19 protein-coding genes are annotated in these 23,019 nt (G+C 63.9%); 13 read left to right on the forward strand and 6 right to left on the reverse strand.

Annotation, left to right across the window (positions count from 1 at the left end; translation table 11 throughout):
• Positions 1–135: 135 nt before the first annotated feature.
• Positions 136–1,128: a YhdH/YhfP family quinone oxidoreductase gene (locus AC3WJE_RS07300; protein WP_493730125.1), complete on the reverse strand. Its 993-nt coding sequence runs from the start codon at positions 1,126–1,128 to the stop codon at positions 136–138.
• 143 nt (positions 1,129–1,271) lie between these two features.
• On the opposite strand from AC3WJE_RS07300, the gene hflK reads away from it, so the two are divergent.
• The 7 genes from hflK to AC3WJE_RS07335 all read left to right on the forward strand — a co-directional run bounded on the left by hflK (position 1,272) and on the right by AC3WJE_RS07335 (position 7,233).
• Positions 1,272–2,408, forward strand: coding sequence for an FtsH protease activity modulator HflK (gene hflK, locus AC3WJE_RS07305; RefSeq protein ID WP_493730126.1), 1,137 nt, complete (start codon positions 1,272–1,274; stop codon positions 2,406–2,408).
• Positions 2,409–2,411: 3 nt separating this feature from the next.
• Positions 2,412–3,275, forward strand: a complete 864-nt coding sequence (gene hflC, locus AC3WJE_RS07310; RefSeq protein WP_493730127.1) for a protease modulator HflC — start codon at positions 2,412–2,414, stop codon at positions 3,273–3,275.
• Between the two features lie 259 nt (positions 3,276–3,534).
• Positions 3,535–3,720 carry a DUF2065 domain-containing protein gene (locus AC3WJE_RS07315; RefSeq protein ID WP_493730128.1) on the forward strand — a complete coding sequence of 62 codons (186 nt, stop codon included), beginning with the start codon at positions 3,535–3,537 and terminating at the stop codon, positions 3,718–3,720.
• A gap of 243 nt (positions 3,721–3,963) precedes the next feature.
• Positions 3,964–5,256: an adenylosuccinate synthase gene (locus AC3WJE_RS07320; RefSeq protein ID WP_493730129.1), complete on the forward strand. Its 1,293-nt coding sequence runs from the start codon at positions 3,964–3,966 to the stop codon at positions 5,254–5,256.
• Between the two features lie 230 nt (positions 5,257–5,486).
• Positions 5,487–5,774 carry a hypothetical protein gene (locus AC3WJE_RS07325; RefSeq protein ID WP_493730130.1) on the forward strand — a complete coding sequence of 96 codons (288 nt, stop codon included), beginning with the start codon at positions 5,487–5,489 and terminating at the stop codon, positions 5,772–5,774.
• A 1-nt stretch (position 5,775) separates the two neighbouring features.
• The gene (locus tag AC3WJE_RS07330) at positions 5,776–6,072 is read left to right on the forward strand and encodes a type II toxin-antitoxin system RelE/ParE family toxin (protein ID WP_493730131.1); all 297 of its coding nucleotides are present in this window, start codon (positions 5,776–5,778) and stop codon (positions 6,070–6,072) included.
• A gap of 453 nt (positions 6,073–6,525) precedes the next feature.
• A complete protein-coding gene (locus AC3WJE_RS07335) occupies positions 6,526–7,233 on the forward strand; it encodes a DUF429 domain-containing protein (RefSeq protein ID WP_493730132.1) in 708 nt (235 codons plus the stop codon).
• A gap of 171 nt (positions 7,234–7,404) precedes the next feature.
• Here the strand turns inward: AC3WJE_RS07335 and AC3WJE_RS07340 are convergent, their stop codons facing one another.
• Together AC3WJE_RS07340 and AC3WJE_RS07345 are read right to left on the reverse strand one after the other, a co-directional pair.
• Positions 7,405–8,370, reverse strand: coding sequence for an XVIPCD domain-containing protein (locus AC3WJE_RS07340; protein WP_493730133.1), 966 nt, complete (start codon positions 8,368–8,370; stop codon positions 7,405–7,407).
• A gap of 33 nt (positions 8,371–8,403) precedes the next feature.
• Positions 8,404–8,826 (reverse strand): hypothetical protein, encoded by a 423-nt coding sequence (locus tag AC3WJE_RS07345; RefSeq protein ID WP_493730134.1) that lies wholly within the window; start codon positions 8,824–8,826, stop codon positions 8,404–8,406.
• Between the two features lie 678 nt (positions 8,827–9,504).
• Between AC3WJE_RS07345 and AC3WJE_RS07350 the strand changes: the two genes are divergently transcribed.
• The 5 genes from AC3WJE_RS07350 (at position 9,505) to AC3WJE_RS07370 (ending at position 17,778) form a co-directional block, all read left to right on the forward strand.
• Entirely contained in the window at positions 9,505–12,663 is a 3,159-nt protein-coding gene (locus AC3WJE_RS07350; RefSeq protein WP_493730135.1) for a TonB-dependent receptor, read from the forward strand.
• Positions 12,664–12,828: 165 nt separating this feature from the next.
• On the forward strand, positions 12,829–13,593 hold the full coding sequence (locus tag AC3WJE_RS07355; RefSeq protein WP_493730136.1) for a SapC family protein: 765 nt from the start codon (positions 12,829–12,831) through the stop codon (positions 13,591–13,593).
• 5 nt (positions 13,594–13,598) lie between these two features.
• The gene (locus AC3WJE_RS07360; RefSeq protein ID WP_493730137.1) at positions 13,599–14,618 is read left to right on the forward strand and encodes a cupin-like domain-containing protein; all 1,020 of its coding nucleotides are present in this window, start codon (positions 13,599–13,601) and stop codon (positions 14,616–14,618) included.
• A gap of 41 nt (positions 14,619–14,659) precedes the next feature.
• Positions 14,660–16,198, forward strand: coding sequence for a tryptophan halogenase family protein (locus AC3WJE_RS07365; protein ID WP_493730138.1), 1,539 nt, complete (start codon positions 14,660–14,662; stop codon positions 16,196–16,198).
• A gap of 110 nt (positions 16,199–16,308) precedes the next feature.
• Positions 16,309–17,778, forward strand: coding sequence for a glycoside hydrolase family 30 protein (locus AC3WJE_RS07370; protein ID WP_493730139.1), 1,470 nt, complete (start codon positions 16,309–16,311; stop codon positions 17,776–17,778).
• Positions 17,779–17,881: 103 nt separating this feature from the next.
• On the opposite strand, the gene AC3WJE_RS07375 is transcribed toward AC3WJE_RS07370, so the two are convergent.
• Together AC3WJE_RS07375 and AC3WJE_RS07380 are read right to left on the reverse strand one after the other, a co-directional pair.
• Positions 17,882–18,661 carry a LytR/AlgR family response regulator transcription factor gene (locus AC3WJE_RS07375; RefSeq protein ID WP_493730140.1) on the reverse strand — a complete coding sequence of 260 codons (780 nt, stop codon included), beginning with the start codon at positions 18,659–18,661 and terminating at the stop codon, positions 17,882–17,884.
• The gene (locus tag AC3WJE_RS07380) at positions 18,658–19,758 is read right to left on the reverse strand and encodes a sensor histidine kinase (protein WP_493730141.1); all 1,101 of its coding nucleotides are present in this window, start codon (positions 19,756–19,758) and stop codon (positions 18,658–18,660) included. The genes AC3WJE_RS07375 and AC3WJE_RS07380 overlap by 4 nt, the downstream gene beginning before the upstream one ends.
• 223 nt (positions 19,759–19,981) lie before the next feature.
• Between AC3WJE_RS07380 and AC3WJE_RS07385 the strand changes: the two genes are divergently transcribed.
• Positions 19,982–20,365 (forward strand): hypothetical protein, encoded by a 384-nt coding sequence (locus AC3WJE_RS07385; RefSeq protein WP_493730142.1) that lies wholly within the window; start codon positions 19,982–19,984, stop codon positions 20,363–20,365.
• Between the two features lie 94 nt (positions 20,366–20,459).
• On the opposite strand, the gene AC3WJE_RS07390 is transcribed toward AC3WJE_RS07385, so the two are convergent.
• On the reverse strand, positions 20,460–22,793 hold the full coding sequence (locus AC3WJE_RS07390) for a GH92 family glycosyl hydrolase (protein ID WP_493730143.1): 2,334 nt from the start codon (positions 22,791–22,793) through the stop codon (positions 20,460–20,462).
• Positions 22,794–23,019 lie beyond the last annotated feature (226 nt).

The raw sequence follows: 23,019 nt of genomic DNA on the forward strand, positions 1-23,019 counted from the left end.
GGCGTCGGAAAGATGGCGCACTACCAGGGCGTCAGTGGTCGATGGTGCTCTTGGAGCCCGTTTGCGATCTATGGGAGCTACGGAATGACGAGCAAAGGCAGTTACCGGGAGCTGGCGGGAGATAGGCTCCTAGTCTCACAGCCGCACCACCGTACGCCCGAACGACTGCCCGGCCAGCATCGCCTCGAACACCTGCGGCAGCTCCGCCAGAGTGACCTCTCGGGTGCAGATGCGATCCAGATGCCGCGGCCGCCACTCGCCCGCCAGCTTTTCCCAGACCCGTTCGCGCACATCGCGTGCAGTGCCGGATGAACCGATCCCCAGCAGCCCGACACCCCGCAGGATGAACGGCATCACCGTCATGTCCAGCGCGGGCGAAGCCGCCAGCCCGGCGGCTGCGACGTTGCCGTAGGGCGCGGTCTGCGCCAGCAGGCTGACCAGCATCGGCCCGCCGACGTTGTCCAGGCCGCCGCCGAAGCGTGCCGATTCCAGTGGGCGGGCGGTCTGCAGCGCTTCGCGGCCAAGCACCTCGCTGGCGCCGATCGATTTCAGGAAATCGGCTTTGTCGGGCTTGCCGCTGATCGCGTGCACCTCGAAACCAGCGGCGCTGAAGATGTCCAGCGCCAACATGCCCACGCCGCCGGTGGCGCCGGTCACCGCCAGCGGTCCCAGCGCGGGCACCTGACGGTTCTCGCTCAACCGCAGCAGCGCCAGCGCAGCGGTGAAGCCGGCGGTGCCGATCACCATCGCCTGGCGCAGGTCCAGCGTGGCCGGCAACGCGATCGCGGCCTTCGATTCCAGTCGCACGTAGCGGCTGTAGCCGCCGTCGCGGGTCTCGCTGAGTCCGCAACCGGTGGCGATCACCGCATCGCCCTCACGCCAGGCCGGGTCGCGGGAGGCGATGATGCGCCCGGCCACATCGATTCCGCCGACCAGCGGGAAGCGGCGCAGGATCCTGCCCTTGCCGGTGCCGGCCAATGCGTCCTTGTAGTTGACCGACGACCACGCGGCCTCGATCACCAGCTCTCCCGGGCTCAGTGCATCCAGGCCGATCTGCTCGATGCCGCCGCGGTAGCCTGCCTCGTCGTCGTGGATGCGGAAGGCAGGGAACCGGGAGGAAATCGGCATCGTGGCTTCACGAGTAAACGGGAGCGGACCAAGATAGCCCTTTCAAAACGGCTGGTCTGCCCCAACTTGCTAGAATCGATTGGACAACACTTTGGCGGCATAGCGGGAAGGGCCCGCGCCGTCGCCATCCTGATGGAGCGTGCATGGCCTGGAACACACCCGGCAGCAAGGGCACTGGTGGCCCTGATGACAACCACCGCGGAAGCTGGAATCCGCGGGGCGGTGGCAATGGAGGCGGAGGCTGGGGTATCCCTGGTCCGCTGAAGGACCTGCTGGACGGGGGCATCTGGCGTTGGGCGCTGGTGGCAGTAGCGATACTGATCCTGCTCTCGAGCTTCCAGTTGATCGGCGAACAGCAGCGTGGCGTGGTGCTGCGCTTCGGCCAGTTCTCGCGGATCCTGCAGCCCGGCCCGAACTTCAAGCTGCCATGGCCGATCGAGTCGGTGACCAAGGTCAATGCGACCGAGATCAAGACCTTCTCCAACCAGGTGCCGGTGCTGACCCGTGACGAGAACATCGTCAATGTCGCGCTGAACGTGCAGTACCGCATCGACGACCCGCGCCAGTACCTGTTCGGCTCGCGTAACGCCGATCTGGTGCTGGAGCAGGCCGCGCAGAGTGCGGTGCGCGAACAGGTCGGCCGTTCCGACCTCAACGCCGTGCTCAACAACCGCGGCCCGCTGGCGACCGCGGCCAAGGAGCGTCTGCAGAGCTCGCTCGGGGCCTACAACACCGGTCTGGTGGTCACCGGCCTGACCCTGCCTGACGCGCGTCCGCCGGAGGAAGTGAAGCCGGCCTTCGACGAGGTCAACGGTGCCCAGCAGGTGCGCGAGCGCCTGATCAACGAGGCCCAGGCCTACGCCGCCAAGGTGGTGCCGGAAGCGCGCGGCCAGTCCGCCCGCATCCGTACCGTGGCCGAGGGTTACAAGGACGCGGTGATCGCCAAGGCCGAGGGTGACGCGGCGCGTTTCAGCCTGCTGCAGGAGCAGTACAAGCTGGCGCCGGAAGTCACCCGCAAGCGCCTGTGGCTGGAAACCGTGCAGAAGGTGTTGTCGGATAACCGCAAGGTCATCGGTGGTGATGGGCGTCAGCTGATCTACGTGCCGATGCCGGCCGATTCGGCCAAGCCGGCCGCTGCGACGGGGACCGGCATCCCGGCGTCGAGCCTGCCGCTGATTTCGCAGGAAGCGGCGATGCCCGCGTTGCAGGGCGCCAGCTCGGCCGAGAGCATCCGCAATCCGGATCGCGGCCCGCGCCCGACCAGCCGTGAGGGGAACTAAGTGATGAAGAATTCCATTTGGATCGCACTGGCGGTGGTCGTGTTGCTGGGCCTGTTCGGCTCGGTGTTCGTGGTGCGCGAGGATCAGACCGCGATGGTGCTCAACCTCGGCCGCGTGGTGCGTGCCGACCTCAAGCCGGGTATGCATTTCAAGATCCCGGTGGTGGAATCGGTGCGCGTGTTCGATCGCCGCTTCCAGGTGCTCGACACCGCCCCGGCGCGCTACTTCACTGCCGAGCAGAAGGACGTCAGCGTCGACTTCTTCGCGATCGGCCACATCTCCGACGTGCGTGCCTTCTATCGCGCGACCGGCGGTGAGGAGTCGATCGCCAACGCCCGTCTGGCGCCGATCATCACCGACTCGCTGCGCAACCAGATCAACTCGCGCACGTTGCAGCAGCTGGTTTCCGGCGACCGCAGCGAGCTGATCGCCGGGCAGCTGGCCACGATCAACAAGGCGATCGAAGGCCTGGGCATGCAGATCAGCGACCTGCGCATCAAGCAGATCGACCTGCCCACCGACAGCCAGGTGATCACCGACGTCTACGAGCGCATGCGCGCCCAGCGCAAGCAGGAGGCGAGCAAGCTGCGCGCCGAGGGCGAGGAGCAGTCGCTGAGCATCCGTGCGCAGGCCGATCGCGAATCGACCGTGCTGGTGGCCGATGCCGAGCGTGACGCACAGAAGCTGCGTGGTGAGGGCGATGCCGGTGCCGCGAGCATCTACGGCAAGGCCGGTAACGCCGATCCGTCGTTCTACGCGTTCTATCGCAGCCTGGAGGCCTATCGGAACTCCATGAGCGACGGCAACGGCGTGATCGTGCTCGACAAGAACGATCCGTTCCTGCAGTACCTCAAGAGCGACCGCTGAGGTCTTGAAGCCCCTCTCCCGCGGGGAGAGGGGCGTCGAAGAGCCCTGATGGCGATGGTGGCGGTGAACACGTCATCATCCGCCGGCCCAGCTGAGCCATCCACGCGCCTGCCCTGATGGTTTGTCATTCAGGTGCTTGGCAATGGCGTTCAGCGTGACCGCCTCCGTCCGTCTCCCGACGCGCCTCATCAGGCGCCCCGCACCGTCTTCTCTCGCTGGGAGAAGGGAATCGCTGCTTCCGCCTGGACTTCTTCACCCCATGCACGACTTCTTCTCCGCCCTCTGCCTGGTGGCCGTCATCGAAGGCCTGTTCCTGTTCGCCGCGCCGCTGGCCTGGAAGCGCCTGGTCGAACAACTGCTCGACCTGCACCACATCCAGCTGCGCGCATTCGGCGCCGTGACCCTGGCGATCGGTCTGCTGGCGCTCTGGTGGGTTCGCCACTGACCCCGCACGTAGAGCCGAGCAGATCCTGAACGCCCCCGGGGTGGTAGCCGCCATCAGAAACCCGGATAATGCACAAAAGCCGGCCGGGCACGCTCCAACCAGAGCACCCCGTTCGGCTTTTTCCGTGTAAGGGCTTCAGCGCCGCCGTCCTCCCCGATGGAGCCGGCACCCAGCGCCGCCGTCTGCGCACGATCCATCCCGCGGCCCCGATGGCCGCCAGACAAAACTTAGGAGTCACCCGTCATGGGTCAGTCAGTTGTCGTTCTCGGTGCCCAGTGGGGCGATGAAGGCAAAGGCAAGATCGTCGATCTGCTCACCGAGGAAATCGGTGCCGTCGTGCGCTTCCAGGGCGGCCACAACGCCGGCCACACGCTCGTCATCAATGGCAAGAAGACCGTTCTTCACCTGATTCCGTCCGGCATCCTGCGCGAAGACGCGCTGTGCCTGATCGGCAACGGCGTGGTGATCTCCCCGGCCGCGCTGAAGAAGGAAATCGAAGAACTCGAGACCTCCGGCGTGGAAGTGCGTTCGCGCCTGAAGATCTCCCCGGCCGCGCCGCTGATCATGCCGTACCACATCGCCCTCGATCAGGCGCGCGAGAAGGCGGCCGGCGGCAAGGCCATCGGCACCACCGGCCGCGGCATCGGCCCGGCCTACGAAGACAAGGTGGCGCGTCGCGGTATCCGCATCGCCGACCTGCATTACCCCAAGCAACTGGAAGAGCTGCTGCGCACCGCGCTGGACTACCACAACTTCGTGCTGACCAAGTACCTGGGCGTGGACGCGGTGGATTTCCAGCAGACCTACGACGAGGCACTGGCCTTCGGCGAATACGTGCAGCCGATGAAGTCCGACGTCGCTGGCATCCTGCACGACCTGCGCAAGCAGGGTAAGCGCGTGCTGTTCGAAGGCGCGCAAGGCGCGCTGCTCGACATCGACCACGGCACCTACCCGTACGTCACCAGTTCCAACACCACCGTCGGCGGTGCACTGGCCGGCACCGGCGTCGGCGCTGACGCGATCGACTACGTGCTCGGCATTGCGAAGGCCTACGCCACCCGCGTCGGCGGCGGCCCGTTCCCGACCGAACTGGACGACGAGATCGGCCAGGGCATCCGCGACCGCGGCGCCGAGTACGGCGCCTCGACCGGTCGCCCGCGCCGCTGCGGCTGGATGGACATCGTCGCGCTCAAGCGCGCCGTCGCCATCAACGGCATTTCCGGCCTGTGCATCACCAAGCTCGACGTGCTCGACGGCATGGAGAAGCTGAAGATCGCCATCGCCTACGAATACCGCGGCAAGCGCACCGAGTACGCCCCGCTGGACGCGCAGGGCTGGGAAGAGATCACCCCGGTGTACCTGGAATTCCCGGGCTGGACCGAGAACACCCACGGCATCACCGAGTGGGACAAGCTGCCCGCCGCCGCCCGCGCCTACCTGCGCGCGCTGGAAGAACTGGCCGGCTGCCCGATCTCGATCGTGTCGACCGGCCCGGATCGTGACCACACGATGGTGTTGCAGGATCCGTTTGCTTGATCCAACTGACTGCGTTCCGCTCCCTCTCCCGCATGACGGGAGAGGGCTGGGGTCAGGGCAAGCAAGAAAGGCTCCGAAAGGGGCCTTTCTTGTGTCTGCATGGCGGAGTTACTCGATAGCGGCCGCTCGATCCAGCGCCATCGCGGGGATTCCATATTCCGGGACTGTCATGCTCCGTGTGGCACAAAAGTGCTACATTCGCGCGGACCCCTGCGCGCCCGGAGGATTCCATGAGCACCACCACCACCATCCGTCTGCCCGACGAACTCAAGACACGCATTGCGGCGGCGGCGAAGCGGGACGGCACCACGCCGCACAATTTCATCCTGGAGGCGATTGCCGAGAAGGCCGATCTAGCCGAGCGTCGTGCCGATTTCGATGCTGTTGCAGAGCAGCGGTACGCCGACATCGTGGCATCCGGGAAGGCCATCGCCTGGGACGACATGCGCGGCTACCTGGAAAAGCGCATGGCGGGGGAGCCGGCCCGGCGCCCAGTGGCCCGGAAGTTGGCCAGATAACGTGGCGCGTATCGAACTGGCGCCCGAGGTGGCGGAGGATCTTGAGCGGATACTCGATCACCTCCAGCACCATGAAGCGACGCATGTGCCGGCCCGGTTACGCGAGATCATCGAGGCGATCAGCGTGCTGGAAACCAATCCGCTGATCGGGCGGCTGGCCAACCGCGACAAGCGTGAGCTGGTGATCGGTCGCGGTGCGCATGGTTATCTCGCGCTGTACCGCTATGTGGCGCAGATCGATACGGTGTTCGTGCTGGCAGTGCGTGCGCAGCGTGAGGCGGGTTTCGTTGGTCAATGAAATCCGCATCGCCATCGCTCCGGGGCAATCCCGCGCTGCGCGAGGCGGCTGTGGCCAGCAATACGGCCGAGTTCGCGAGCCATACCTTGGAGACGCGATCTTCAAGGTGGCCACCACCATGCGCGAGGTGTAGGCAGAAGTGGAAGCACTGCCGCTTCGGCGCGGTCCTCGTCTGCAATCCGGTGTAAGCGAGGGACGAGCTGTTTACGCTGTGGCACGCACCGAACCGTCGTACAACGCGTACCTGCACTGATCCTGCCGCTGATCGACCTTGTGCAGGCGTGCTACCGGCTCGGTAGCGTCACCTGCACGATCTGTGAAACCGAAGTTTCCGACCATGAGCTACAAAATGGTGTATCGCCAGTAAGGCCAAGCTGTCCGTGCGCCGCTGGGCCGCATGCTGGGGTTGGTCCGCTGCCAGGCAGTGCATTGGGCGCAAAGGGAGAGGGGCGAATGGAAAGCTGCGTAGGTGCGGATGGGGCCAAGAGCGGTTGGATTGCGGTATGGCTGGGTGAGGATGGTCTTGCCTGGTGCGTGTATGACAGTGCTCGTGCGTTGGTAGACCGGCATCGTGGGGCGCGAGTGATCGCGGTTGATATCCCCATCGGGTTATCCGATCGCGACGGCCGGCAAGCCGATATCCAGGCGCGCAAATTCGTGGGTGGCCGGCGCGCGAGCAGTATTTTCTCCACTCCGGTGCGGGGCATCCTCGATGCGGCATCGCAAGCGGAAGCCTCTCGCCGGCATCGGGAGATCGACGGACGCGGTTTCGGGGCCCAGTCGTTCGCGATCCTGCCCAAGATCCGTCAGTGGGACGAGTTGCTACAGGGTGATGCGCATGCGCGACAGATGGTGAGGGAGGTCCATCCTGAAGTCTGCTTTGCCGCGCTCAATGGTGGATTGGGATGTGGATTGGCTGATGCCAAGCGCACACACACAGGAAAGGAAAAGCGGATTGAATTGTTGGCGCCTGTGTTCGGTCAGGAGCAAGTGATGGAGCTGGTCCATGCGGTGCCGCGCAGGGAGGCGGCGACGGATGATGTGCTCGATGCGCTTGTTGCGCTGTGGAGTGCCGGCCGCATCGCCGCTGGATGCGCCGGTTCGCTGCCGGCTCCCGTCATGCCCGATGCGACGGGATTACCGGCGGCTATTTGGTACTGATGCTGTAACTCGTCGAGAGGAAATTACTTGCGCCATCAATGCCGGCTGCAGTTATGCATGATGCATAGCGGCTGATGTTCACGACATCATGGGGAGCAAGTGCCGTGAAGCGATCACGCCGGAGTTGTGACCCTTAACCACTTGGTCTCGTCCGTCGTGGCGCCCGCATGCTCATCGGGCACCTATTGCGGGTACGCCTTGCTGCTGCGCAGGAGCCGAGGGCTCTTGCACCGGTTGATTCTGCGCCTGCTGCTGCAATCGCTGCAGGCTGGCGTCTTCCGTCATCTCGGCCATGGCGGCTGTCGAAACCGCCACTCGCTGTGCGGCAGGGTCGCCGCTGCGGCCCTGGACCATGAACAGGGTTTCGCCTTCCGCGCGCGTGGCGGTGGCGTTGCTGGTTACGATCTGGCTTACGTTGGTGATGCCACCTTGCTTGGCGTCGTGCAGCAGGCTCAGGCTGTACTTGTCCGCATTCTCGGCATATTGCCCGCCCAGTGCCTGCAGACGATCGTTGATCTGCTGTTGCAGGGCGTGATCGGGATGCTGTGGATTTCTGGGGTCTTGGGGCGGATGCACGTTGCCGTGTTCTTTATCGGGTGATCCCTGATATTTGAGTTGCTGGATGCGCTCTTCGGAAAGCATCCTGTTGTCGATGCCCGGTTCGATCCTGCCCGGGAAGTCATTGACCGGAACGTCCATCAGCTCGCCGAACGTGCGGTAGGCGGAGTTGCTGTTGACGGTTTCGCCGAAGGTCTTGAAGCCATACGCCGGGTAGTTCAGGTCGAGCTTGTTCAGTTCCGGAATGGCGTTTACGGCCGTGTTCCAGCGATCAAGAATTTCTTCCTTGGAACCGGTGGCGACGGTGCGCGACGGCTGGTCGGCGTTGATATAGCTCGTTGAGTCCGGTCGCGCTCCGATGGAGTTTGCGTACCCAGCATCATGTGGGTAGTGCCAGGCGCGGAGCGAGTGCTTTTCTTCGTCGGTTCCGATCGGGATCGCTTTTCCGGTGGCTCGATCGGTTGCCAGGCCGTGCAGCTCGGCGAGGGCCTTGCCTTGTTCGTCGCGCAGAACCCAGTAGTCATGCCCGGCAATTCCGGCGACTTTGAGTGATCTGGCCTCAATGCTGTAATCGGGCATGTTCCTTATCCCCACGCTGTGTTGTTGTCGGGTTTATTCGGCTTTTTCCGAGATGCAGTGCTGCATGGTCGCCTTGAGGTCCTTCATGGCCTGATCGACCCCGAGGTCGAAATAGTAGGCCCCGGCGCCCTTCAACGCGATTGTGGCCTGACCGGTGCCGTTGAGGCGCTCGATCCGCATGCGGAATCCGGTTTTGTCGTCCTGGCCGAAGTCCCCGGATTCTAGGATTCCGTTGTTGTCATTTCGCAGCGTGACGTCCGGCCATGAACTGCTGGTCCTGGAAAGCTCAAGGATGCTGGATTGGGCGCAATCGAAAAGCCGTTTGTTCGGGAGTGCCGTCGGCACGCTCAAGGCATCCGATGCGAGTGGCATCTTCCGGTTGCTGTTTGTCATCGAGCACGCTCCTGTGGCAAGGATGAGACCGAAGATCTGCAGGCATATGAATCGATGCTTCATGTGTTCCTCCTTGAGCATCCCGCGCTGGACGCCGCTGGTGTTGAGCGTGCCAGCTGTTTCGCGGGCTGATCATATCAAGGGTGGATGAGCAGGGCCGCCAGGGCGCTCTCATGGTCGTCCGGAACGTGATCAGCTCGTGGGGGCGCCATGCCGAGCTTTGCGGACCGGCAGTCCAGCCGGTAAACGATTACATCGGCGCCAGCGCTCGGATGCGGGTTGGCGTTCGCTTGGTGGGTGACGCGAACGGACACATTTGTCACATATGGCGAAAGTAACTCCTTGTTGCAGCGCATGGTGACACCGTCTGACACATGGGGTTAGGTTGCGCCACCGGTGGTAGCGCTACCAGATCATCAGCGTCGAAGTGGCCGGCCGAAGTGAGGTGTCGGCTTCGAGCGTTGCTGCCGGGCGGGTCTCGATTCGCTGCAGAAGTTGCGTGATGGGTTTGGCTGCAACGGACCGGACGTTCTGCGCGTCCGGTTCTGGAAAGACGTAGGTCGTGACCTGCGGTGCCGTAAGGGGACGGTTTCATCCATCGATCGAAACGGGAGGGGATCCCATGAGAGCAAGCATTTTTCCATGCCGGGTACGGCGGACGGCTCCAGCAGCGGCGATGAACGTGCCGGGTGCCGCAGAGGATGTGATTGAACGGTGGGCTCTCGTGAGGAGGATGTCCTGATGCGTCACAACTTGAAGCGGCTCAGGTCGAGGGCGATGTTCACCTTCGTGGGTGGTGTGCTGGTCATCAATCCGGCGTTCTCCCAGGAAGCACCGCAGGCAGAGCGAACCGAACAGGTGACCGCGTCCGGCGATGCCACCACGCTTGATACGGTGCAGGTCACCGGCATACGCAACAGCCTCAACCAGTCGATGGGCATCAAGCGTGACGCGGCCGGCGTGGTGGATGCGATCAGCGCCGAGGACATCGGCAAGTTCCCCGACACCAATCTCGCCGAGTCGCTGCAACGCATCACCGGCATCTCGATCGAGCGCCGCGATGGTGAAGGCGCGCAGGTGACTGCGCGCGGCTTCGGGCCACAGTTCAACACGGTGACGCTCAATGGTCGGCTGATTCCCGGCGCCGATGCATTCGGTGCGCCGGGGGCGGTACCGATCGGCGGCGTCGATGTCGGCACGCGTGCGTTCAATTTCGCGCAGCTCGCCTCCGAGGCGATCACCGGCATCGAGGTGTACAAGACCAGCCGCGCCAACGCGCCCAGCGGCGGTATTGGCGCGACCATCAATATCCAGACCGATCGCCCATTCAATCACGAGGGTGTCGTCGCCAGTGCCGGCGTCAAGGGCATGTACGACAAGTCGCAGCCGTTCGGCAACGACCTCACGCCCGAGGTCTCCGGCATCTTCAGTTACACCAGCCCTGACAAGGTCTGGGGCATTGGGTTGAGCGGCAGCTTCCAGAAACGCCATGGTGGCTCGGTGCAGGCGACGGAAAACGCCTGGAACGTGCAGGAATGGACCGGTACCGATCCGGCGCTGCGTCCCGGTGCCAACGTGGTGAATGCACCGGCGATCGGCCAGTTGTATGCGCTGCCCAACGATCTGCGTTATGCCTTCGCCGACTTCGAGCGCGAGCGCACCAACGGTCAGGCGGTGCTGCAGTTCGCGCCGACCGACAGCCTGATCCTGACTCTGGATTACACCTATTCACAGAACAAGATCCGTGAGGATCGCGGCGAGCAGGGCATCTGGCTGCAGCGCGCCAACAGCTTCACCGACCTGGTGTTCGATACCGGCCAGGCGGTGGCCACGCCGGTGTACCTGCGCGATGTGCCTAACGGTGCCAAGGACTTCGGCATGGAGCAGCAGCGCAGCATGCAGAAGTACAAGCTCGGCTCGCTGGGCTTCAATGCCGACTGGCAGGCGAGCGATCGGCTGCGCCTGAGCTTTGATGCACACAACTCCAAGACCGAGAGTCTGCCCAACGATCCGGTGACCGGCGGCAGCGCGACCTACTTCAGTTTTGCCGGCACCAACAATTGCACGGCCGGTCCGAACTGCGGCGGTCAATGGGCCCAGGAGTTCTGGTTCAACGGTGGGCTGCCGATCGGCGCGCGTACCTGGTACCCGACGGCGGCTGATTCGATCGCCGGTACCAACGGCGTGGTGAACCCGGATTTCACGGCGGAGGAACTGGGTTCACAGGTGCTGCGCATCTACTACCAGAGCCAGGTGACCGAGATAAAGGAAGGCCGGATCGATGGTCAATGGGATTTCGACAACGGGCGCTTCCAGTTCGGTGTCGATTCGGCCAAGACCACCATGCATCGCAAGACCAGTGACAGCTATGCGGCGCTCGGTGACTGGGGCGTGGCCAACGCCGGCAACGAGCCGGGCATGGTGGACCTGCTGCAGCCGGTGAGCATCGTGGGCATGTTCAAGGACTACAACACCAACGGCGCGGCGCGTAATGCATGGCGTGGCAATGCCGATCAGCTGGCGCAATGGGCAGCGCAAGCTTATGGCGTGGGCACGCGCTACAACTCGCAGTTCAGTTCCGACAACGAGGTCGAGGAGAAGACCCGCGCGGCCTACATGCAGCTCGAATTCGAGGGCGAGCTGGGCGGCTTGACCACCAACACCCGCATCGGTGTGCGCTATGAGAAGACCGATGTGGTGTCGACCTCGCAGGTGGCCACGCCGGTGGCGATCGAATGGCAGGCCAACAACGACTTCCAGCTGATCCGATCGAGCGACATGCAGCCTTTCAGCGAGAAGCACAGCTACAGCCACATCCTGCCGAACCTGGATTTCAGCGTCGATTTCACCGACAAGCTGAAGGGTCGTGTCTCGTTCGGGCAGAGCATCGCGCGGGCGCCGTACAACAACCTCGTTGCCGGCCCGACCCCGGGTACGCCGTCGGGCTCGATCCTGATCAATCCATCCACGCGCGCAGCCGGCAGTTCGCAGAATCCGAGCCTGGATCCGCTCAAGTCCGACAATCTGGATCTTGCGCTGGAGTGGTACTTCGCCGAAGCGAGCTACGTATCGGTGACCTTCTGGAGCAAGCGCGTTGCCAACTTCATCGGCAATACGGTCACGCGGCAAACCTTGTACGGCTTGCGCGATCCGACATCCGGACCGGACGCGCAGGCTGCGCTGGCGTTCCTGCAGAGCGGGGCATGCGCCGCGCAGGTGGCTGCGGCCGGCAACGATGTGACGGCGGCCTGTTCGGCCAACGACACCTCGTTGTTCTCGGCGGTGGCGCTGCTGCGCAATGCGGCAGCCACGGGTGGATTGAGCGCCTACAACGGCAGTTCGGCGCAGAGCCTGGCACTTGAGAATGCCTATGACCTGGTCGGCGAGGCGGATGATCCGCTGTACGAGTTCGACGTCTCCGAGCCGGTGAACCAGAACAACGCCAACATCCATGGCTGGGAACTGGGCGGACAGTACTTCTTCGGCGATACCGGCTTTGGCATCTACGCCAACTACACCATCGTCAAGGGCGATGTCGGCTTCGACAACACGGTGATCGATCGCGACCAGTTCGCGCTGCTGGGCCTGAGCGACACCGCCAATGCGATGCTGATGTACGAGAAGTACGGCTGGAGCGCACGCCTGGCGTACAACTGGCGCGACAAGTACCTGATCGCCGCCAATCAGGATGGCTCCAACCGCAATCCGTACTACGTCGAGCCGTATCAGCAATGGGACATGAGCATCAACTATGCCTTTACCGACCAGCTGTCGATCGGCTTCGAGGTGATCAACCTGACCGGTGAGGACGTGCGTTGGCATGGTCGCTCGGACAAGCAGGTCATCAAGCTGATCGAACAGAGTCCGCGCTACACGCTCGGGTTGCGCTACAACTTTTAAATCCTTGCGACGCGTCTCCCAGGGTGTCGCGACGGGTGGGACCGCCGCCGATCGGCGGTCCTTTTTTTGATATGGCTGGGACACGCCCTGGGGCGGTGACCTTGCCGACGCGGCGGCTTTCTGCAATGGTCGCCGCATCGGTACGCAATCACCGCTGGAGCACAGATGGCCCGATACGAGCTGCTCGACAATGTGACGCACAAGGATCTGCGCGTGGTGATGCGCTTTGGTCGCGAGTTCGGTGACGAGGTCGGTCTGATCCCGGCATTTCCGACCGAGTACGCCGAGCTGCAGCGTGAGTATCCGATCTTCCTGCGCAAGGATCCGGAAACCGGCGAGTTCCAGTCGGTGGCGCTATTGGGATTCGATGCACATGAGAACCTGTTTCTGGATGGCTCGCGCTGGAACGCCGCGTACCTGCCCGGCATCGTTGCCAAGGGGCCGTTCCTGATCGGTTTCCAGGAACGCTGGAACGAAGGCGAACGGGTACGCGAACCGGTCATCCATGTCGATCTGGATCATCCGCGGATCAGTTTCGAGGAGGGTGAACCGGTGTTCCTGCCGCATGGCGGGCACAGTGCGTATCTGGAGCGCGTCATCGTCGTGTTGCGTGGCATCCACGACGGCCTGCGCGGCGGCAATGCCATGTTCGCCGCGCTCGATGCGCTGGGCTTGATCCAGCCGCTGCAGTTTGACGTCACGCTCGACAGCGAGCACAGCGTGAATCTGACCGGACTGTATGGCATCGATCGTGAGCGGTTGGCCGGGCTCGATGCCGATGCGTTGCATCGCCTGCACGGCGGCGGTTATCTGGAAGGTGCTTTCCTGTTGCTTGCGTCTGTGCACAACGTGCCGCGACTGATGGCGGAAAAACAGCGCCGGCTGCGGCAGAGCGATGTCGTGTCGGTAACGCCCGAGCAGGTTGCCTGAGCACCATGGGTCCACTCGCGGCCATCCGTGAGTACGACGGCGCGCGGCTCGACAGGTTGCCGCTCGACGAGTTGCTGGAAGCGAACGAACCGGTGGTGCTGCGCGGCATCGCCCGTGACTGGGGGCTGGTTCGAGCGGGTCTGCACGGTGTGCAGGATGCGATGGACTACCTGCGGGAGCGCTACAACGGACGGCCGTTGCAATACTCCTACGGTGAACCGGAAGTTGCGGGGCGACCGTTCTATCGCGACGACTTCACCGAGCTGAATTTCGAGGTCCGCCGTGGCAGTCTGGATGCGGTGTTGGATGGCATCGCGGCGCATCTGGCTGATGCGCATCCGCCGACCTATTACCTGGCATCGTTGCCGATCGATGGCAGCCTGCCGGGTTTCCGTGATGACAACGATCTGGACTTCGCCGCGCGTGGCGTGCATGCGCCGCCAAGTATCTGGATCGGCAATCGGGTGATTGCTTCCTGTCATTACGATGCACCTAACAACATCGCTTGTTGCGTGGTGGGGCGACGGCGCTTCAACGTGTTCCCGCCCGATCAGATCGGCAATCTCTATCCCGGCCCGCTGGATCTCACGCCGGGCGGGCAGGCGGTGAGTACGGTCGATTTCACCGATCCCGATTTCGAGCGGCATCCGCGTTTCCGGCAAGCGCTTGCGAACGGATTCAGTACGGTGCTGGAGCCTGGCGATGCGCTGTTTCTGCCGAGCATGTGGTGGCACCACGTGGAAGCGCTGGAACCGTTCAACGTGCTGGTCAACTATTGGTGGGCGCGGGTGCAGAACCATATTCCGACGCCGGTGGATGCGCTCTATCACGCGCTGTGGGCGATCCGTGACCGGCCGGAGACCGAGAAGCAGGCTTGGCGCGGGGTGTTCGAGCACTATGTCTTCGGCCCGGCCGGGCACGCTGGCGAGCATCTGCCTGAGGCGGCGCGTGGCGTGCTGGGGCCCATCGACGAGATACAGGCGCGGCGGATCCGCGCCTTGCTGATCGGCAAGCTCAATCGCTGAAGCGCGCCGTCGCGCGTGGTGGCATCAATGTGGGAGGGGATATGGAGACGCGGAAGATTCGCAAGGTGGTCATCGCGGGCGGCGGCACGGCGGGCTGGATCGCCGGTGTCGCGCTGGCGCATCAGTTCCGTGGTCTGCTCGATATCACGCTGGTGGAGTCCGAGCAGATCGGCACGGTCGGCGTCGGCGAATCGACGGTGCCGCCGATCCGCAGCTTCCATCACTTCCTGCAGATCGATGAGCGTGAGTTCCTGCGTGCTGTCGCGGGCACCTTCAAACTGTCGATCTCCTTCGAGAACTGGCGTCGGCCGGGGGATCGCTACATCCATCCGTTCGGCATCACCGGGCAGAGCACGTTGGTGTGCGCTTTCCACCACTTCTGGCTGGAGTCGTTGCGGCGCGGCATGCACTCGGAGCTGGGCGATTACTGCCTGGAAACGGTGGCCTCGCGCGATGATCGTTTCGCGCTGCTGCAACAGCCACCGGTCAACTACGCCTATCACTTCGATGCTGGTCTGTACGCGCGCTTCCTGCGTCGCATCGCCGAGGGCTACGGGCTCAAGCGCGTCGAAGGCAAGATCCGGCAGGTGCGGCAGCACGCAGGCAGCGGTTTTGTCGAGGCGCTGGAGCTGGAGGACGGGCAGGTGCTGGAAGGCGACCTGTTCATCGACTGCACCGGTTTTCGCGGGTTGTTGATCGAGCAGACTCTGAACACCGGTTACGAGGACTGGAACCAGTGGCTGCCCAGTGACCGCGCCGTGGCGGTGCAGACCGAATCGGTGGGGCCGCCGGTGCCGTACACGCGCGCGATCGCGCACGAGGCTGGCTGGCGCTGGCATATCCCGCTGCAGCATCGCGTTGGCTGCGGACTGGTGTTCTCCAGCCGCCACATGTCCGACGACGAGGCCCGCGCCAAGCTGCTGCGTGATGTCGGCGCGCAGCCGCTCAAGGAGCCGTGGTTGGTGCCGTTCCGCACCGGACGCAGGCTGAAGGCGTGGAACAAGAATGTGGTGGCGCTGGGTCTGGCCAGCGGTTTCATCGAGCCGCTGGAATCGACCAGCATCCACCTGACCATCGCCGCAGTGATGCGTCTGCTCATGTTGTTCCCGTCTGAAGGCATCGCGCCGTCGCAGGTGGATATCTACAACGAGATCAGCCGCGCGGAGATGGAGCACGTGCGCGACTTCATCATCCTGCATTACCACGCCAACCAGCGCGACGAGCCGATGTGGCAGGCGTGCCGCGAGATGGAACTGCCCGAGTCGCTGAGCCTGCGCCTGCGTGCCTGGCGCGAGTGCGCGCATGCATGGCAGCGGCAGGATGAGTTGTTCCGGGTGGACTCGTGGACCCACGTGATGCTGGGGCAGGGGATCAGGCCAGCGCAGCACCATCCACTGGCGCGGGCGTTGCCGGATCAGGATCTGCACCGATTGTTGGAGTCGATCCGTCAGCCGATCGCGCAGGCGGTTGCGCAGATGCCACCACAGCGGGATTTCATCGAGCGCTACTGCAAGGCCGGTCCGGAGGTCTGGGGCGGCAGGCCAGTGGCGAAGATGGCCGAGCCCATCCGCATGGAATAATTATCGGCCGGTGTTGCTGCGCAGCGTGACCATGGCCGCATCGCGCGCTTGTATGGTGCGAGCGCTTTCGCGTATCGACGCTGTCCGGCTTTTTCCATTCGAGGTTCCTGATGAAATCTTCGGTTCCACTCTCGGCCACCAGTGCTCTGGCGGTGATGTTGTCGCTATCCGCTGAAGGCCGGGCGGCTGATGTCGCCGTGATGGCCTACACCGCTTCCGACAGCGCAGTCACGGTCTATACCACCGCCGAGGGTGCTGACCAGCCGATGCTTCGTTCGGAAGTGGCGGCGCTCAAGCCGGGCCACACGCTGGTGGAGGTGGAGAACTCGATCTTCGTCAATCCGACGCGGCGCTTCCAGTCGGTGCTGGGTATTGGTGGTGCGATCACCGATGCCAGCGCGGAGACCTTCGCCAAGCTCGGCAAGGACAAACAGGCCGAGTTGCTGCGCGCGTATTACGACAAGGATGCCGGCATCGGCTATTCGCTGATGCGCACCAGCATCCACAGTTCCGATTTCAGCAGCGCCAGCTACACCTACGTCAAGGAAGGTGACAAGGCACTGAAGACGTTCTCGGTCGATCACGACCGCAAGTACCGCGTCCCGATGATCAAGCAGGCGATCGCGGCAGCGGGCGGCACACTGACCACGTTCGCCAGCCCGTGGAGCGCGCCGGCCTTCATGAAGGACAGTAAGAACATGCTGCGCGGCGGTCACCTGTTGCCGGAATATGCACAGGCCTGGGCGACGTACTACACCAAGTTCATTGCCGCCTACGAAAAGCAAGGCATCCCGATCTGGGGCATCACGCTGCAGAACGAGCCGATGGCGATCCAGACGTGGGAGTCGATGCAGTTCTCGGCCGAGGAGGAGCGTGATTTCCTCAAGAACCATCTCGGGCCGACGATGGAGAAGGCCGGTTATGGCGACAGGAAGATCATCGTCTGGGACCACAATCGCGACATGATGGTGCACCGCGCACACGTGATCTTCGACGATCCGGAGGCATCCAGGTATGCCTGGGGCATGGGCTTCCACTGGTACGAGACCTGGGCCGGTTTCGAGCCGATGTTCGACAACGTGGCGGCGGTGAGCGAGGCCTACCCGGACAAGCACCTGCTGCTGACCGAGGCGACGGTGGAGAAGTTCGACCCCGCCAGGCTGCAGTTCTGGGGCAACGGCGAGCGCTACGGCACCGCGATCATCCACGACCTCAATGGCGGTTCGGTGGGCTGGACCGATTGGAACATCCTGCTCGACGAACGCGGCGGCCCCAATCACGTCGGCAACTACTGCTTCGCGCCGATCCACGCCGATACCCGCACCGGTGAGCTGATCTATACACCGAGCTATTGGTATATCGGCCATTTCTCCAAGTTCATCCGGCCGGGTGCGCAGCGTGTCAGTGCCGCCAGTAGCCGCAGCAATCTGTTGACTACCTCGTTCATCAACGTGGATGGCAAGCTCGCCACGGTGGTGATGAACCCGGGCGACAAGGCGATCACCTACAACTACTACGTGGGTGATGCCTCCACGCAGGTGGAAATTCCGGCGCATGCGATCCAGACGCTGCTGAACTGACGAATTCTCGTGGAGCGGAGCTTGCTCCGCTGAGGTGTGCCCGGTAGGGCTTCAGCCGAGCAAGCTGGGCTCCACGGGCGGTTTGTGCTCGTTGCAGCCGTGGTCATTCGCCGCGCCCGGCTGTTGCCAACCGCAGGAAGGTCTCGTGCTGGTACCGGCTCATGCGCAGCTGCTGGCCGGTATCCATGGTCACGACGTGGTGGCCGTTGAACCACGGGTGGATCGTCTTCACTCTTCGCACGTTGACGATGGCCGAGCGGTGGATGCGCGCGAACTGGCGCGGATCCAGACGCGCGGCCAGTACCGCCATGGTCTCGCGCAGTTCGTGGCTGTGGTCGGCCAGATGGAGTTGGACGGTGTTGCGGTTGGCCTTGATCCAGACGATGTCCTCGACGTCCACGAATACGATGCGCTCGTCCACGCGTACCGGGAGTCGCTGCAGGTAGGCGGTGTGACGGCGCAGTTCGTCCAGCGCCTGCAGGATGCGTGGTGCGGCACCGGCCTCGCTGGTGGTGGCGGCCGCGAGCCGTGCTTTCGCGCGTTGCAGGGTGGTGGCGAAACGTTCGCGGCTGAAGGGCTTGACCAGGTAGTCGACCGCATTGGCGTCGAAAGCGCGCACCGCGTACTGCTCATGGGCGGTGACGAAGATCGTGGCAGGCATGCGCTCCACGCCGATCTGCTCGATCACCGCGATGCCATCCATCTCCGGCATCTGGATGTCGAGGAACACCAGGTCCGGGGAATGGCGTCGGATCTCGGCCACGGCGGACGCGCCGTCACCACATTCGCCGAGCAGCTCGATGTCGGTCTGCTCGCGTAGCAGCCGCACGATCGCGTGGCGGGCGATGGGTTCATCGTCGATGACCAGCGCGGTGAGGCTCATTCCGGGACATGCTCCGGGGCGTCGTCGAGATCTTCCAGCTCATGCAGCGGCAGGCGGATGCGACAGGCCACGCCCTGCGGCCAGATCATGTCGAGCCGGATGTCGGCGCTCTCGCCGTACAGCTCCTTCAGGCGCAGCCGCGTATTCGACAGGCCGATGCCATGGCCGGCAGGATCGCCGTCGGGTTCGAGCGTGCTGTTGTGGTTGCGGACCTCGATGCACAGGTCGGTTCCCTCGCGCCGGCTTTCGATCTCCACACGATCGGCACCGGCGTGCCGGCCGATGCCGTGATGGATGGCGTTCTCCACGATGGGCTGCAGGATCAGGCTGGGGACGGCGCAGTCGAGCGTTTCCGGGTCGACGTAGATGTGCGTGGTCAGGCGATCGCCGAAGCGCTTGCGCTGGATGCCGAGGTAGAGATCGAGCAGTTCCAGTTCGCGGCGCAGGGTGATTTCCTGGCCGTCGTACTCCTCCAGGAACGCGCGCAGCAATTCGCTCAGGCGCAGCAGCATGTCTTCGGCCGAGACCGTGTCTTCGTCCAGCAGGGTGATGATCGCGTGCAGCGTGTTGAACAGGAAGTGCGGCTGCAGCTGCGTTTTCAATACCTGCAAGCGCGATTGCGCCAGCTCGGTGCTCAGGCGGCTGGCTTCCAGCTCGCGACGATGACTCTCGGCACGGAAATGCAGCGCCTGCTGGATCGCGAGCAACGCCCAATAGGTCAGCAGGCCGATGGCGAAGTGCTTGCTCAGGTACTGCGCGAGTTGGTCGGCGAAATCACCTGGTGACACCAGTGCGCCGATCACGACCGCGAACAGCGTGACCAACACGCTGGCGATGATCTGCCGGCCAAGCGCACGCAGCCGCAGCGGCGGTTGGATGGGGAAGCGTTCGCCCAGGCGGAACACCAACGGTGCCAGCGCGGCCCAGGCGTACCACTGGATCATCGACCAGCGCAGGTAATCGGTGGGTGCCCACTGGTACTCGCTGTTGACGGCATCGTGCAGGCATCCCTGGATCGAGAACACCATCACCACGATCGTCCACAGCGCGAAGTAGCGGAACAGGCTGATTTCCGTGTTTCCCAGGCGGATCTTCATCGGGATGGTGCTCGGACGGGTTGGGTGGATCGTATGCGCATGGGAAGGGGCTGAAAAGCAGGGAGGCCAATTACTACGGTTGGTCACGGCGTGGCGACGATTCGTCCCGGATCACTTCCCCGCCGAGGGTTCGGACGCGCCAGATGTGCGCACCGGATCGCTGTGTCGAACGTAGTGGAGGACGCGGTGAAACCGGTACCCCTTCCCACCGGAGAGCGCTGCCATGCATCTGTTCCGCACCATCTTCCTCGCCGCGCCGTTGCTGGTCGCCGCGATCACCGCGCATGCAGAAGACGATTCCCGCGTGCATTACTTCGAGCTGGTCAACCGTGCGTACGACAGCGTGGTCTCGTTCGCGGCCGCGCCGACGGGCACTGAAGCGTTTGAGGAGCAGGTGATGGAAGGGGCGCTGCGTGGCGGCGGGGACTCGGTCACGATCGGATTGCAGGGGGGCGATTGCCGCTACGACCTGCGCTTCGTATTCCGCGATGGTCGCACGTTGGTCTATCGCGGTGCGGATGTCTGCCGTTCCCGCGTGGTGCGCATCCGTGCTCTGCCACAGGGGAGCAAGGGCGGCTCGCACTTCGTTGCTTTGTTGGATCGCTAGGTATCGGGAGTGCAAGTGCAGGAGCGGCACAAGCCGCGATAGGGCATTACCGGGGAAGTCCTATCGCGGCTTGTGCCGCTCCTACCTGCTACGGTTATTGCGTGGACATCGAGTATGGATGCTGCGCCGGATCGGTCGCCCACTGCCTGTTCGGCTCGGCTTGCATCGTGAAGTGCAGCTCGCCGCCGGCCATGATGTCCTCGTGGGAGAGCCACGCGCGCGGCAGCGGTTTGCCGTTCAAGCTGACGCTTCCGACATAGGGGTGCTGTGCGTCCAGACCGTCGGCGATGACAGTGAAATGCTTTCCGTTGGGCAGATTGAGCGCAGCGCGCGGCAGGAACGGGCGGCCGATGATGTACTGGTTGCTGCCCGGTGCGACCGGATAGAAACCGAGTGCTGTGAACACGTACCAGGCCGACATCTGGCCGAGGTCGTCGTTGCCGGCCAGACCGTCCGGACGCGCGGCGTACTGGCTGTCCATGATCTGCTTGAGTCGCGCCTGGGTGCGCCATGGTTGGCCGGCGTAGGCGTAGAGGTAGGCGACGTGGTGACTGGGTTCGTTGCCATGTGCGTACCAGCCGATCAGGCCGGTGATGTCCTCCATGTGCTCGAACACCTTGGGGTCGACCTTGGCATCGAACGCCTGATCCAGCTTCGCCAGCAACTTGTCGGCGCCGCCGTGCGCGGTGGCCAGACCGGCCACGTCCTGCGGCACGTACCACGAGTATTGCCAGGCGTTGCCCTCGGTGTAGTCGCTGCCGTAGCCGCTGGCGGTGGGATCGAACGGTTCACGGAAACTGCCGTCGCGTTTGCGTGCGCGCATGAAGCCGGTGGCCGGGTCGAAGGCGTGTTTCCAGTTGCTGGCGCGCTTGCCGAATTCGGTGGCGATCCCGGGCTTGCCGAGCTTCTGCGCCATTTGCGAAATGGTCCAGTCGTCGAAGGCGTATTCGAGCGTCTTGCTGGCCGCTTCGCCTTCCTCATCGATTGGCACGTAGCCGAGTTCGCGGTACTGGGCGATGCCGTCGTAGGGGCCGTAGTTGGCGCTGGCGACCATCGCATCGAGTGCGTCGTTGGCATCGAAGCCGCCGATGCCCTTCATGTAGGCATCGGCAATTACCGGCACGGCGTGGTAGCCGATCATGCACCACGTCTCCAGGCCGTGGAACGCCCATACCGGCAGGATGCCGTAGGGGCTCTCGCGGCGCGCGGCGAGCAATGAGTTGACGATGTCGGCGGTGTGTTGCGGTGGCTGTACCAACGTCAGCAGTGGATGCAGGGCGCGGTAGGTGTCCCACAGCGAGAAGGTCGAGTAGTTGGTCCAGCCCTTGGCCTGGTGCACCGCGTTGTCGGGTCCGCGATAGCGACCGTCACTGTCCATGAACAGGGTCGGGCCGAGCAGCGTGTGGTAGAGCGCGGTGTAGAACTGGGTGCGTTGTTGTGTGCTGCCTTGTGCATCAACGGCGGACAGTGCTTCGCTCCACTGGCGTTTTGCGTCGGCACGGACGCGGTCGAAGTCGAAGCCGGGGACTTCGGCATCGAGATTGGCGATGGCGTTGTCTTCGCTGACCGGCGAGATCGCCACCTTCACCACCAGTGGCTGCGCGTTGGTATTGCCGAAATCGAACACGCCGACCAATTGGCGACCTTCGATCTGCGCGCGTTGGCGCGGATCTTTCTCTCCCGGTGGCGGGAAGCCCTTGTAGATCACGTCCTGTTCGGTGTCGTGCAGTTGCTGGCCAGTGAGCGGGCGCGAGAAGCGCATCGCGAAATAGAGCTGGCGACCGGGCGCCCAGCCACGTGTCTCACGGAAACCGGTGACGGTGCCGTCGGTACGGATGCGCAAGCGTGACCACTGCACCTTGCCAGGGTAGTCGTACATGCTGGTGCGCAGGTCGACCAGCACGTGCGCGGGCTTGCCCTGCGGGAAGGTATAGCGATGCACGCCGACACGTGCGCTGGCGGTGAGTTCGGCGCGCACGCCGTAGTCGTTCAGCGTGACTGCGTAGTAGCCGGGCTCGGCTTTTTCGTTGTCATGGTGGAAGCGCGAGGTGTAGCCGCTGCCGGGTTTGTCGATGTCGCCGCGTTCGAGCTTGGGCTCGCCGCTGATCGGCATCAGCAGGATGTCGCCGAGATCGGAATGACCGGTGCCGGAGAAGTGGGTGTGCGAGAAGCCGACGATGGTGTGGTCGTCGTAACGGTAGCCGGCGGCCCAGCCGTAGGCCTCTTTGCGTGGCTTGATCTGGGTGTCAGGGCTGAGCTGGACCATGCCGAACGGCACCGTGGCGCCGGGATAGGTGTGGCCTTCGCCACCAGTGCCGATGAAGGGATCGACCGCGCTGTAGGCGTCACTGGCGGTGGCGGCGTGTGCGCTGCCGATCAGCGTGAGGCTGAGCAGCAGAAGGGTGGCGACTCGGCGAAGGCGGTGCATCGTTTTTCCCCGGCGATGAACTGGCGCGACCGTAGCATGAGATATGCGCCGGGACTTGGGTCATCGGTCACGGCGTAGGCGGCGCCGGATGCTTGTCGATGCCTGATGTGCACCGACGCTCGGTCGTCGCATCAAGATCGGACGTCATCCCCGCGAAGGCGGGGATCCAGTGTCTTGTCGCGGTGAAGGCTCAAGTCGCTGGATCCCCGCCTTCGCGGGGACGACG

This window comes from Pseudomonas sp. GW821-FHT07E12, from assembly GCF_058986605.1.